The organism is Psychrobacter halotolerans, assembly GCF_039680845.1.
In the GTDB taxonomy this organism is placed as follows: Bacteria; Pseudomonadota; Gammaproteobacteria; order Pseudomonadales; family Moraxellaceae; genus Psychrobacter.
Genome location: NZ_JBDKWD010000001.1, coordinates 774,636 through 787,683 on the forward strand (window position 1 = coordinate 774,636; position 13,048 = coordinate 787,683).

Genomic DNA, 13,048 nt, shown 5'->3' on the forward strand with positions numbered 1-13,048 from the left:
ATATCGGACAGAAAATATAGTCAGCTGAAAATAAAACGGTTATACGGACTTAAATGCGCTACTGGTATACATTTTACTGGCTTGCGGCGTTCCTAGAGGCTGTGCAACATTCATTCTAGTAGCGCTATGCTCTTTTTATAGTGCATCGGCTATAGAGCCGACTCAATCAGTTTGTTACCTACTACCCCATCACATATTTGGTGATCATCGCCAAGCACACCAGTACAATCAAAGGTCGAATCAGCCTGCTTCCGCCCTTAACCACCATGTGAGAACCAAAATACGCGCCTATCGCTTGCCCCACCATCATCGCCAGCCCTACTTTCCACAAGACATTGCCGCCCAAGATAAAAAAGATCAATGAGCCAATATTGGTCGATAGGTTCAATACTTTTGCCGTACCCGTCGCTTCTATAATCTGACGACCGCGTAATGCCACATTGCCGAGCGCAAAAAACATGCCGGTACCGGGGCCAATATAACCATCATAAAACCCAATCAGTGGCGCGACTATCTTTTGCCACTTGCTCTCTGAGATACGCGGTGCCGCCTCGACTTCACCCAGCCTAGGCGCAAACAAAGTATAAATACCGATGGCGGCAATCAAAAACGGAATCAGCTTTTCGAGCAAATCTGGCGGAGACATTTGGACGGCAATCGTTCCAATCACCGAGCCGATAAACGCGGCAATAATGGCAACTTTGATACGCTGCGGTTTGACAACGCCTTTTCTTATCATCGTGATCGATGCCGCTAACGCACCAGAAGCTGCCTGTAGTTTATTGGTGCCAAGTGTTAGGACGGGCGGAATGTTAGCAAGTAACATGGCAGGTATGGTCAATAAACCGCCACCACCAGCGATGGCGTCAATGAATCCTGCTAGCGTTGCCACAGCCGTCAGCATTAAAATAATCTCTAAAGAGAGTGATAAGTCCATGACACTGGCCTTCAGAATGGATGATAGATAAGAGAAAAGTCTAAAAGCGGTGAGCTAAAATGTTCGTTAGCGGTCAAGCACTAGCGTTGCTGAGACAGGCACAAATACGACCGAGTGTGAGGCAACGCTGCCCATTATAAAGATAAAACCATAAAAAAAACCAAAAACCCGAAAAAGTCTGCTAGATTTGTCTAAAGCATGTCCTTAATTCGACTGATAGTCCTCTAAATGGACTAAAAGCTGTAACGACTTACAACTACTTTGTCGGTTATATCCTCTTTATAATATCGTTATTGTGGATATAGCAGACGTACTGATAACTTTTAGTTGACGTGTTTTATTGTCTATATGAAGAATAGTATGCGAAACTACCCCTTTCTATCTGCGAGACGGTTACAAGCGGTCACGTAGATACTTGAAGTTATTTTATAAATTGTATTTAGTAAATGAGGATGATATGGCAATACGAAGGATTAAGTCTTTTTTTCAACTTGACGCAGCAGGCGGGATCGTCTTGGCATTGGCGGCCGTCGCTGCAATGATTATTGCTAACTCCCCTCTTAATGTTTGGTATGAAGGTTTTATTCACGCCCCTGTTGCCGTTCAAATAGGCGACTTTGCTATTGCCAAAGATGCGCACCACTGGATCAATGATGGTCTGATGGCGATTTTCTTTTTCTTAGTCGGACTTGAGCTCAAGCGTGAAGTGTTAATCGGTGAGCTGTCTAACGTCAAGCAAATCATCCTACCAGCTGGTGCGGCATTGGGCGGAATGATTATGCCAGCGATTGTTTATTTGCTCGTTAACCACAATGAGCCTGAGTTTTGGAAAGGCTGGGCAATTCCAGCAGCGACGGATATTGCCTTCGCCCTTGGTATTTTGAGTCTTTTAGGCAACCGTGTTCCCAACTCTTTAAAAGTGTTTTTGGTGTCCATCGCGATTTTTGATGATATTGGTGCCATTTTAATCATTGCGTTGTTTTACACCAGTCAGTTGTCGCTAGAATCATTGGCCGTTGCCGGTCTGTGTCTGCCAGCCTTATACTTCTTGAATCGTCGCAACGTCACCCGTATTACGCCTTATCTGTTCATTGGTGTAATTATGTGGATTGCCGTACTAAAATCTGGTATCCATGCAACCTTGGCGGGGGTGGTCTTAGCGCTCTTTATACCGATGTTTGACCGTACCGATCCTGAGCACTCACCCGTTGAAGAGCTGGAGCATGATTTACATAATACGGTGGCTTTTGGTATTTTGCCGTTATTCGCGTTTGCAAACTCTGGCATATCGCTTGAAGGCGCGGGTATTGCTGAGCTGTTCCATTCTGTACCGCTTGGTATTGCCGCCGGTCTATTTATCGGCAAACAGCTTGGCATCATGATCATGTGCTGGTTAATCTTCAAGCTTGGTATTTCGACCATGCCAAGAGGCATGAACTTCAAGCAAATATATGGCGCTTCTTTGTTGTGCGGGGTTGGTTTTACGATGAGTTTGTTCATCGGCGGTCTTGCTTTCGCAGGCGACACTACCATGTTCGATGAGCGCCTAGGTATCATCATGGGTTCAATTGTCTCTGGTATTGCAGGTTATCTCATGCTTAAATTCAGCTTAAAAGACAATGTCAGCGGCACATCGGTCGATTTGACCCGTCCGCATTGATCGCATAATAAGCTACTTAAACGCCATATAGCGGATAAGTAGCTTATCGTTATCAAGCGATGTGGTGCCAGTTTAGAACATCGACCTACTGGCCTCAAATGAACGGATATAACCAAACCAAAAGAAAAGTGTACATACCATTATAATGTTCTACTGGTGGAAATTTTTCTTGCTTGCGGTGTGGGAGCGCGACAGAGACCTCGCAACATTTACCCCAGTTGCACCCTCTATTCTTGAAATGACTAGATATGCTTATCGTTGGCATTGTGTGAACACGTCATCATAAAGGCAATGGATACCTATGGATTCGATGAATAAAAACCACAAGCAGCGGCCGACTGACTCCTATCAACGTCATGGTCGTACCACCGCCATTGACGATCATAGTGACCTTCAGGTTTTAAAACGGATTAAGCGTTATTTACTGCCAAAAGACTTTGTCATCTCACAAGACTTATTAAATGAGATGGTCACCGGTTACGATATTGGTGATCCACTTGCAGATACCTTAGCCAATAAAGGCATTCGTTTTGCTAAACCTTTACAGCAAGTCATTATTAATAACAACGATAACAATAACGACAGCCTTATTATCAATGATCCCGCTTTTGCTGCTTTAACTGAGCAATTTAGCAACCACCCTGACTGGTTCGACCCAAATCTGACGCAGATTGGCGCGGTTGCTTACCGCCGTTATCCACTAATGCTGATTTGGCTATTACGTAACGTGGCGCTCATGGCAGGCTATAGTATTCCTGCGCTCTCCTTGCCCCTGGTCCAGACGGGCGCTCTGATGCATGATGCCCTCCCTCGGCTCATGCGTACTTATGCTTATATTTTAGCGGTCTCCGAACACCCCGTTTCTAATACCAATACCTCTCATAAGCGCAAACCAATCGAGCAAGTACTGGCGATCGGCTCTGAAGGCTGGCGGCAATCAATCCAAGTACGTCAGATCCATACCTTGGTACGTCAAAATTTGCTTAAAGGTAAGAACCATACGGCATCGATAGTAGCGGCGGATCAGCACCACAATCCTGATGGTAGCTGGAACACTGACTATTGGGGCGTGCCGATCAATCAGACCGATATGATTGCCACGCATTTACAGTTCTCACTATTGATTATGCGCGGGTTACGACTGCTTGGTGCACGCATCAGTCAGGAGGAAGCCGAAGGCATTCTGCATTTATGGAACTTGGCCAGTTACTGGATGGGCGTTGATTTACAGCGACTACCGAAAGATGAAGCGGCATGTTGGGAGTGGCTCTATACCTATCTGTCCATTCAGCAGCTTGATTTTAAAATGGGACAACCATTGGCAAAAGCCTTGCACGATTTGCCGCGCCAGCTCATGGGTGAGGACAATCGCCGCGGACGCTTTGTAGAGATGGTGAATGCCAGTGTGACACGTACCTTAGTCGGGGACGATATTGGCGACGGATTGGATTTACCAAAATCCAAGATACGCTTTGGTGTGTTGTCTTCAGTGCCGATTCTTTTTGCCCTAGACACGGCACGGCAGCACAATCGAGTCGTAGATAAAAAGCTAGAAGCGTTCCGCGCCAAACGCCAAGACAATATGAATTGGTGGCTCAAAAAGAATGATGATTATTATAAGTAGTATGAAGTAGTATGAAGTAGTATGAAGTAGTATGAAGTAGTATGAAGTAGTATGAAGTAGCAGGTTTTTCTTGCTTACTGTGTCATTACAGACAGAGGCAACAAAAAATTAATCCAATAGCATCGTACTTTTAGAAGTGGATCGACTCACTAAAATGGATGGACTAACTATTGTCCTAACCTTTTTATGACGAAACTCGGGTGATGCGTCTTATTTAAAGAGCGCTTTTAAAGAGACCTTTGAAGGGAATTGATTATAGTTATAGCCGCGTTTTCTGTACCCGGTAATACCATTCAAGCTGCCGATCAAAACCCGTTTCTAGCAGACTGGCTATCACTCGTCCCGTCAGACCCCATACCGTCTCACCATCCACTTGCCAACTGGGCGTGAGCATAGTCGCCGTTTGATCTTGCATTGTGTATTCTACGGCATATTCGACGGTAGGCTGAGTAAGTAGAGCTTCAAAGTCTGCCCAAAATATACGGGATATCTCTCCAAGCTCAGGTACGAGCACCAAATCTGGGGCAATGAGCGCGACAATGGGACGCACACTCAGCCCACTCTTAGATGTTTGAATGGGCAATTGACCGAGCAGTTGGACTTTGTTGGGTGGTAGCGCCGTTTCTTCGCAGGCTTCGCGCAGAGCTGTCACTACGTTATTGCCATCTCCCTCATCATGCTTACCCCCGACGCAGGACACCTCACCTGCGTGACTATTCATATGAGCCGCACGGAGCGTCAATAGCAGCTTAGGATGACGCTCATGAGTGATAGCGACCAAGACCGACGCGTCTGCAATAGGTGTCTGATAAAGACTGTCTAAGACGCGGGTACTATAAGAGGCGTTTTGAGCGTTATGGCGTGATGGACTGGTGACTGCATTTAACGTCTCATGCTGGATTCGCTCAGCCAACTTTCTGAGCGTCGGATAACGAATAAAGGCTGGAACAGCGACTGACAATTCATCCAAACTAATAGACTGCGTGGGGAGTAACATTATAATTGCCTTGTGTTTTTATCATTGTCTGTTTTATCACAAACGGCTGGCTTTATCATGATAGGCGCGCCCTCATTTGCTAGCCCTACCCGCTTAACTTCTATATTTACCCTTAGTCAAGCCTAGCGCAAACGGGTTGCCGCTGCATATACTTTGTGTGACTGACATGGACGGTCTGGCGCAAACCTTCCTTATCCAGCAACCGCATCAACCGCATCAACCGCATCAACCGCATCAACCGCATCAACCGCACGCGATCCTGTGCTAACTTTGTCATCCTTGCCAGCATAAAAGCAATTTTTGTTACTTTAGACATCGGCTCTTTCACCAGATAAAACATGAATTGATAATGGTCATGTTATGCTAATAGAATAAGAACGATAATCATTAAAAAATTCATTTCTATCTTATTTATTATATAAGGCAGCCAATATGCGCTATTGTATAGAATGCGGTCATGAAGCAGAATATAAAATACCACCCACGGATAATATGCCGCGTTTGGTATGCCCAAATTGTCATTATATTCACTATGAGAACCCAAAAGTGATTTGTGGCTCTCTGGTCATTCACGAAAACAAAGTCCTTTTGTGTCGCCGTGCTATTGAGCCGCAATATGGGCTTTGGACGCTTCCTGCGGGTTTTATGGAAAATGGCGAAACCATGGCTGAAGGCGCGGCGCGCGAGAGCTTTGAAGAAGCGGAAGCGGTGGTTATTAACCCGCAATTATATTGTCTGTATGACATTCCTGATATCGCTCAAATCTATAGCATTTACCTAACCGAGCTAAAAGACGGGGCTTATGGCGTTGGCTCTGAGAGCCTTGAATCTGCTTTATTCGATGAAAAAGACATCCCGTGGGATCAAATTGCTTTTGAAGCGGTGCGCCGTACGTTAAAAAGCTACTTTGCAGATCGACAACAGTTTGACAGTCACACCCAATTTCCCGTCCACCAAGAATATATTGGCAAAGACAAAAGTATAAAGCGTTATTGATAATGACGCTTTTCTGTGCCTATGCCTGTGCCTATCCAGTTAACAGTATGTTAGCTGGTTAAGGTTTTTAAAATGTTGCTGACAATATTATCATTAAATATAACAGTTTTTGAGTCTCGTCATGATTTGCGATTATAGTTAGCTTTAATCGCGAATATTCTAGCATTTATCAAAACATCTGTGTTTTAAGCCCGCACTCAATCAAGCCCACACTAATATAGAAAAACCCCTCATAACAAAAACGATGTGCTCCCTGTGCGTTATCGTAATCTTATCCTTGCCAATTAGAAATCGCATTGTCACCATAACGCATCGTTAAATTACCAAACATAAACCCAGTCAGATTTTAAGTTGCACTCGAAAATATTATTATAATTATTCTCAAGGCTACGGAATATGCTTTTTAAAACAAGCATTTCTGTATTACAGCCTTGCTATAAGACCATAAAACAAAAACCAAATACAACAAAAGATACTTTTATGTCAGATCATATAGATGACTTATTACCACCAGCTGAATACATCACTGACGCTTATAAAGGCTCGGATAAACTGGCTGATAAACGTGTTTTGATTACGGGCGGAGATAGCGGTATTGGCCGTGCCGTTGCCTTGCATATGGCACGTGAAGGCGCCAAGGTTGCTATTCTTTATCATACGGATGAAGACAGCGCACGTACGACGCGCGAAGGAATTGAAGCGGAAGGCGCAGACGCTTTAGTCCTACAAGGCGATACCGCAGACAGTCACAGCTGCAAAAAAGCAGTAGAATCTGTAGTATCACAATGGGGCGGCATCGATGTATTAGTAAACAACGCTGGTATGCAAAAGCCTTACCATGACCTGTCGGAAGTCAGCGATGAAGACTGGCAGCAACATTTTGATGTCAACATGTCAGGTATGTTTTATGCGACCCGCGCCGCCCTTGAGCACATGAAAGAAGGCGCTAGTATCATTAACACCACATCGGTCAACGCGTATGTTGGTAATGACGTTTTGGTGCCTTATACCGCCACCAAAGGAGCTATCGTCGGCTATACCCGTGCGCTATCGCAGCAACTGCTGAGCCGCGGCATTCGTGTCAACCAAGTAGCACCAGGCCCGGTAGTGACAGAAATCCAACTGGCATTTAAAGACTTCGATAAAGACATTTTAAAGTCGATGTCATCCCCTATGGGACGCTTAGGCCAGCCTTATGAGATGGGACCCGCTTACGTATTTCTCGCTTGCCAAGATAGCAGCTTTATGACGGGTCAAACCCTGCATCTCAATGGCGGAATGATTACCAATGGCTGATATCAATGCTGGTTCTGAATCGCCCAATCTACTATCTACTCATTGGGCGGAGCTCAGTATACACAAGCACTGGTTAGTCGCTGAAGGGCAGCGCCTGCTCGAACATTATGCCAAGGCGCGTGTGCCACTTGGCTTTGCCACCCTTGGCAACGATGGCAATATGGTAGATGACACTGCCAAAACCATCATTACGGCAAGGATGGTGCATTGCTATGCTCTCGCTACTCTCATGGGTATTCCTGGTTCGGCTGCGCTTGCTGATCATGGTTTAGATGCATTGCTCGATGGCCCATTGCGTGATCACACATATGATGGCTGGTTTAGTGACGCCTCTTCAGCTCATGACCATTCGTCACGTAAAAAAGCTTACGTTCATGCCTTTATTGCGCTCGCTGGCGCTTCTGCTAGTATCGCTGGGCGTCCACGTGGTACTGAGCTCATGCAAGCGGCAATAGCTGTTATCGATCAGCACTTTTGGCTAGAAGATGAAGACTCCATGTTACCTTCTTTTGCGGCTGACTGGTCTGATCCTGAAGACTATCGCGGTGCTAATTGCAATATGCATACTACCGAAGCCTGCTTAGCACTGGCAGATGCTACTGGCGAGATACGCTGGCTTGAGCGAGCATTAAGTTTGGCCAAACGTTTTGGTCATGATATCCCTGCAACCTACCATGGCCGGCTGCCTGAACATTTTGATGGTCAATGGAATCTACTACCTGATTACAACGCCGATATGCCTTTTGATGACTTGCGTCCGTGGGGTCTCACGCCCGGTCATTTTATCGAATGGGCAGGATTACTATTAAAGGTTGAGTCTGCTTGTCAGGTACGAGGACGGAGCGCGCCTGACTGGCTACTGTCTGACGCCATCACCTTGTTTGACAATGCTATTAGTCGCGGATGGGCAGCCGATGGCAAATCAGGCATGGTTTATACCATTAGCTGGGAGGATGAGATTTCCGTACCAAACCGTCCTTACTGGGTGCAAGCTGAAATGGCCAATACGGCGCTGATGCTGGCTCGGCGCACAGGACAATCTAGGTTTGAACACTACTATCGGTTAGCATGGGATTATATTGCAAGCGTGCTAATTGATCGTGAGGCTGGCGGCTGGCGTCATGAAGTAGATGCAGATGGTCATTTGAGCACCGTGGTTTATCCGACACGCGAAGATCTTTACCACGACTTTCAAGCCACGATCACGCCTCTAATTCCTACTGCGGCATCGCTAGCAGGTGGACTGCGTACACACGTGCTTAATGCTCAATGGTAGTCGTCCTTCATAACTACCATTGATAAAACAACCGTATTAAACGCTACTGATACTTTTTATATAATAGGTAAAACAGTTAATAGGTAAAAACAGTGTTCAAATGAAAAAACCGCCACTTTCATTGTCAATAATGGAAGGGGCGGCTTTTTTATATCAAAAGTAAACGGCTAGACCGTCTTTAAACCTTAGCTCTTAATTCTGCAAACATTAAAGCCCAAGCCTTTGACCTGCTCTTCTTTGTCATACGGTGCTAACACCGCACGTACATGTTTTTTCCCTTGCAAGTATTTCTTGGCGACACGCTGTAAGTCAGCAACGGTGACGGCCAAAATAGCCGCACGCATTTTGCGCTGCCAATCGACACCGCGATGGTGCAGGTTAGCAAAACAGGCTTTGATCGCTTCACCGGCTGGCGAGCCGGGCTTATCCATGCCTGAGATAATACCGAGGATCGCTTCTTCTAGCTGCTCATCTGTCTGCGGCTCATTGAGCAACCATTCGATGCTGGCTTCGAAATTATCAAAGGTTTCAGCACATTGGGGATCACGGTAGCTAAAGAACTTAAAGGCACAAGCATTGGCATCGTAACCAGCACCGCCGCCATAAGCACCGCCGCGCTCACGAATGGCGCTGTGTAAATAGCCGTTACGTAAATAAGGCGCTAATACCATCAAGGCAGCAGTATCCGGATGGTCAGCCGCTGGCACCGTATAAGCGCTGGCGTTATGATAAACATTGGTCGGAACCAACCACGCCACATCCTCAACATCAACCGTTGTATTTTTAACATCAGCATCATTTTCTGCTGTCTCTGCTGTTTCTGCTTGGCCACTTAACATAGTATCTAAGTGTAATTCGGCAAACTCACTGGGAATATTTTTCTCAATAAGGTTGGCAGAACGATTAGACTCTGAAGCCTGACTGTCTTTCCAGCTTTCAACAATCAAATTACTCAAACGCTCGGTTTGTTCGGCTTCACAAATGATAACGGCATGTTTTGGCAAGCCAATCAAACGCTGATGCAAGTCCATCAAACTTGTTGCTAGCTGATCCCACTGCGTCTCGTCTGTGCTGGCATGAGCTAAGAACTCTTTTAATGCGTTGAGCGCTGGGAGTCCACTACGCACATACTCTAGCTGTGCTTGGCGACTCATGCCGCGGCTGGCAGTCTGCATGGCATAAGAATGCCCAGAACCAGCAAGGTTTGATTGCCAGCTGGCTTGACGCTGTTGCAAGATCTCCTTGATACGGTCATGCTCAGTAAAGACACTGTGCTCCATGACTTCTTTAAGTAAATCAATCGCTTCAGGTTTGCGGTTCAGCGCGCGCGTGGCAACCACAAAGTAGCTGCTAATAGACTGACTATCATCGATATTGGTACGTTGACTGATACGCGCGGTCACCCCTGATGAGTGCGCTGCTTGCTTGGCTTGCATTTCGTGAGCGCTGAGCGAGTCGGTACCGAGCTCTGATAGCAGACTTAAATAAATGGGCAGTAACGGATGGTTAATGACCTCATTCACCGGTAATTGGTCATTTTTATTGCCACCAATCGCATCGGTCAAGGGCACGATCACTTGGTAGTAATAAATACCGTTGGTTCCCGCTTCGTACTCAAACAAGGTGCTGTCTTGTCCGTTTAGACGGACTGTTTTTTGGGTGCCTTGTTTAAAGCTGATATCCGTTGGTACATCTTCTAAACCGACTTTTGGCAACAAGCTCAAATCATCAGGCGCTGCTTGGCGTGCGGCTAAATCCAGTGCTTGCTTATGCAAAATGTCTTTGTCATCGGCGGTCAAGTCCATCGCGATGGTATCAAGGCGAGTTTGCTCTGCTGCCGCAAGACGCGCGGTTTTTTCACTGTCAGGTGTCAAAGTGACACGGACGCGGTGATTGTTTTCAAGCAAGTGAGTTTTGATTAAATTGGGCAGCCATTGCTCATCCTTGACCTGCTCACGCAGCCATTGCAAATGCTCGTCAACTTCCCAAACATCGATAGGATTGCCGTCATGGATAGCCGTACTAAAGCCTTCTAGCATTAGGTTCAGACCATAAGGCACGCTGTCACCACCGATATGACGCTGATCAATCTCGATTTGATGCAAGATGGTTTCAATAGTCTCATCATCAATCGGCGCACTGGCAACATCAGCAAGTAAGTCAATAATACCCTGCTCTACCACTTCGGCGTGCTCAGGGTTAGAGCCACGTAAGCCTGTATAAAAGACCATTTCATAATGACTGTCATCAAGCCCAAGTAGTGGACTTGGCGCTTTACCCAGCGGATGACTGTCCAGATAAGCACGCAGCGGTGAACCTGAATGCTCAACCAACACGCCTTCTAGTAGACGCAGTGCCAAACGCTGTTTTGGATCAGTAATAGAAGGCAACAACCAAGCGACCACGTGATGGGTTTGATCGGGACCAGATTCGTCAGCGGTATAAGTATCGGTTGCACTAATCGGTGCAGACAGACGCTTTTCAGGACGCGACACATGCTTTTTGCCTGCCTCAAACTGAATCAAAGCATCGTCATGTATTTTCGCCTGCGTTTGGGCCACGGGAATATTACCGAAACTCATAATCACACTGTTTGATGGATGATAATGGCTTTGATGAAACGCCACCAGCTCAGGATGCGTCAAGTCAGGAATATCAGCAGGATCACCGCCCGAATTATAATGATAAGTGGTCGTTGGGAACAAATGATGTGCTACCGCATGATACAGCTGATCAATCTCGCCACTCATGGCGCCTTTCATCTCATTGAATACGATACCTTTGAAATGCGGCTTGTCTTCACTGTCTAATTCGACACGAATGCCTTCTTGCGCAAAATCAAGCGGATGAATATTAGGGAAAAATGAGGCATCAAGATAGACGGCAAGCAAGTTAAAGTAGTCGTTTTTATTCTGCGTTGCATACGGATATGCCGTCCAATCAGCGGCGGTCATCGCATTCATAAAAGTATTGAGCGAGCGCTTAATCATCGAAAAGAACGGATCACGGACAGGGAACTTCTCTGATCCACATAAGGCCACGTGCTCTAAAATATGCGCCTCACCCTTTGAATCCATAGGCTGGGTACGAAAACCCACCAAGAACGCATTTTCATCACTCGGATGCGCCAAGTGATAATGCATCGCGCCTGTCTTGACATGCTGACTAATCAATACGTCCATTGACAGCGCGTCAATATGGCGATGCTCAAGCAGCTCAAACGCTGGATGCAGGGTTAAATCAGCGGTAAATAGCGTGTCAGTCATAGTGTTCCTTATAAAACGTCTTTAACCCCATCAATATGAGCGTGATGTTCGCTCAAAAATTGCCTGTTGTGCGGCTTAGGCGGGTAAAAACCAATAATGAATAAAAATAGTGGATATAAAATAAGTCAGTTTATCAGGCATCGATGTCAATCAATGCAAAAATCTTTTGGGTAATATTCGTATTTAAGCGCTGCGTATGCTGTATATATAATAGGGGCAAGCTTCCATCATTGAATAAGAATTTGCCTAACGATAATAGATGGGGTTTTGCGTTTGATAAGTCAAGGCACACTCTAAAAGATAAGCAAGAAAGGCAACCATTAAAAACAGCATCAGATTTATACTCAATAGATTCTCACAATAGAACAACCTGATTCATGAGCCTCATACATTTACCCTATATCCCTTATACTTTAGGTTACTTAACAGTAGCCAGTGGGAGTGCTATAGTGAGAATTATCTATCACAAGGAGCCGCTCATGAGTTACCAGCATATTTTATTGGTTACCGACTTAATGTCTGATGCCGATATTGTCGCTCAAAAAGCCAAACATGTCCTCGCAGGTTCTGCTGACGCCAGATTGTCGGTATTGCATATCGTAGAGGATGAAATGGTACGCTTCGGTTATGAGCTCGTCCCCTCCTCTAGCCTCTCTGGTGATGTCAATAGTGAAAAGTGGCAGGAAGCCCGTGCTAAGCTGGCGCAATTTTTGGAACGTAACAAGCTAGAAGCCGTCAACTCTGAAGTAACTGCGGCCATCTCTAATAGTAAAGGTATCGTGAATTATTGTCATGAAAAGAACGTGGACTTACTGATTATCGGACGTCATTCGCGCCACGGTATCGCGGCTTGGTTAGTGAGTGCCACTGCCGATAGTATCTTGCCAAACGTCCCTTGTGATAGCTTAGTCGTCAAGCTTGATCAGCCAGTAGCAGAATAATTGAGTTGAATGGATTACTTTTGCTTACTAGGCAGCTGAGACAGTCTTTTATAAG

9 protein-coding genes are annotated in these 13,048 nt (G+C 45.8%); 6 read left to right on the top strand and 3 right to left on the bottom strand.

The window, feature by feature from the left end; all coding sequences use genetic code 11:
- Positions 1 to 181: 181 nt before the first annotated feature.
- Positions 182 to 937 carry a TSUP family transporter gene (locus AAJP47_RS03350; protein ID WP_346716472.1) on the bottom strand — a complete coding sequence of 252 codons (756 nt, stop codon included), beginning with the start codon at positions 935 to 937 and terminating at the stop codon, positions 182 to 184.
- 457 nt (positions 938 to 1,394) lie between these two features.
- On the opposite strand from AAJP47_RS03350, the gene nhaA reads away from it, so the two are divergent.
- Both nhaA and AAJP47_RS03360 read left to right on the top strand, forming a co-directional pair.
- Positions 1,395 to 2,597 carry a Na+/H+ antiporter NhaA gene (gene nhaA / locus AAJP47_RS03355; RefSeq protein WP_346716473.1) on the top strand — a complete coding sequence of 401 codons (1,203 nt, stop codon included), beginning with the start codon at positions 1,395 to 1,397 and terminating at the stop codon, positions 2,595 to 2,597.
- A gap of 301 nt (positions 2,598 to 2,898) precedes the next feature.
- Complete coding sequence (locus tag AAJP47_RS03360) at positions 2,899 to 4,221, top strand: oxygenase MpaB family protein (protein ID WP_346716474.1); 1,323 nt, start codon at positions 2,899 to 2,901, stop codon at positions 4,219 to 4,221.
- A 259-nt stretch (positions 4,222 to 4,480) separates the two neighbouring features.
- Here AAJP47_RS03360 and AAJP47_RS03365 read toward each other — a convergent pair whose 3' ends face one another.
- A complete protein-coding gene (locus tag AAJP47_RS03365; RefSeq protein WP_346716475.1) occupies positions 4,481 to 5,218 on the bottom strand; it encodes an NUDIX hydrolase in 738 nt (245 codons plus the stop codon).
- 432 nt (positions 5,219 to 5,650) lie between these two features.
- Between AAJP47_RS03365 and AAJP47_RS03370 the strand changes: the two genes are divergently transcribed.
- The 3 genes from AAJP47_RS03370 (at position 5,651) to AAJP47_RS03380 (ending at position 8,786) form a co-directional block, all read left to right on the top strand.
- Positions 5,651 to 6,214, top strand: coding sequence for an NUDIX hydrolase (locus tag AAJP47_RS03370; RefSeq protein ID WP_346716476.1), 564 nt, complete (start codon positions 5,651 to 5,653; stop codon positions 6,212 to 6,214).
- 480 nt (positions 6,215 to 6,694) lie between these two features.
- A complete protein-coding gene (locus AAJP47_RS03375; RefSeq protein WP_346716477.1) occupies positions 6,695 to 7,510 on the top strand; it encodes an SDR family oxidoreductase in 816 nt (271 codons plus the stop codon).
- Positions 7,503 to 8,786, top strand: coding sequence for an AGE family epimerase/isomerase (locus AAJP47_RS03380; protein WP_346716478.1), 1,284 nt, complete (start codon positions 7,503 to 7,505; stop codon positions 8,784 to 8,786). The genes AAJP47_RS03375 and AAJP47_RS03380 overlap by 8 nt, the downstream gene beginning before the upstream one ends.
- 185 nt (positions 8,787 to 8,971) lie before the next feature.
- Here the strand turns inward: AAJP47_RS03380 and AAJP47_RS03385 are convergent, their stop codons facing one another.
- Entirely contained in the window at positions 8,972 to 12,052 is a 3,081-nt protein-coding gene (locus AAJP47_RS03385) for an insulinase family protein (protein ID WP_346716479.1), read from the bottom strand.
- A 479-nt stretch (positions 12,053 to 12,531) separates the two neighbouring features.
- On the opposite strand from AAJP47_RS03385, the gene AAJP47_RS03390 reads away from it, so the two are divergent.
- Complete coding sequence (locus AAJP47_RS03390; RefSeq protein ID WP_346716480.1) at positions 12,532 to 12,993, top strand: universal stress protein; 462 nt, start codon at positions 12,532 to 12,534, stop codon at positions 12,991 to 12,993.
- Positions 12,994 to 13,048: the final 55 nt, after the last annotated feature.

Excerpts from the sequence above, each read along its gene's own strand:
- AAJP47_RS03375 (WP_346716477.1), top strand. The coding sequence starts at position 6,695 with ATGTCAGATCATATAGATGACTTATTACCACCAGCTGAATACATCACT.
- AAJP47_RS03385 (WP_346716479.1), bottom strand. The coding sequence starts at position 12,052 with ATGACTGACACGCTATTTACCGCTGATTTAACCCTGCATCCAGCGTTT.
- nhaA (WP_346716473.1), top strand. The coding sequence starts at position 1,395 with ATGGCAATACGAAGGATTAAGTCTTTTTTTCAACTTGACGCAGCAGGC.
- AAJP47_RS03365 (WP_346716475.1), bottom strand. The coding sequence starts at position 5,218 with ATGTTACTCCCCACGCAGTCTATTAGTTTGGATGAATTGTCAGTCGCT.
- AAJP47_RS03360 (WP_346716474.1), top strand. The coding sequence starts at position 2,899 with ATGGATTCGATGAATAAAAACCACAAGCAGCGGCCGACTGACTCCTAT.
- AAJP47_RS03350 (WP_346716472.1), bottom strand. The coding sequence starts at position 937 with ATGGACTTATCACTCTCTTTAGAGATTATTTTAATGCTGACGGCTGTG.
- AAJP47_RS03370 (WP_346716476.1), top strand. The coding sequence starts at position 5,651 with ATGCGCTATTGTATAGAATGCGGTCATGAAGCAGAATATAAAATACCA.
- AAJP47_RS03380 (WP_346716478.1), top strand. The coding sequence starts at position 7,503 with ATGGCTGATATCAATGCTGGTTCTGAATCGCCCAATCTACTATCTACT.
- AAJP47_RS03390 (WP_346716480.1), top strand. The coding sequence starts at position 12,532 with ATGAGTTACCAGCATATTTTATTGGTTACCGACTTAATGTCTGATGCC.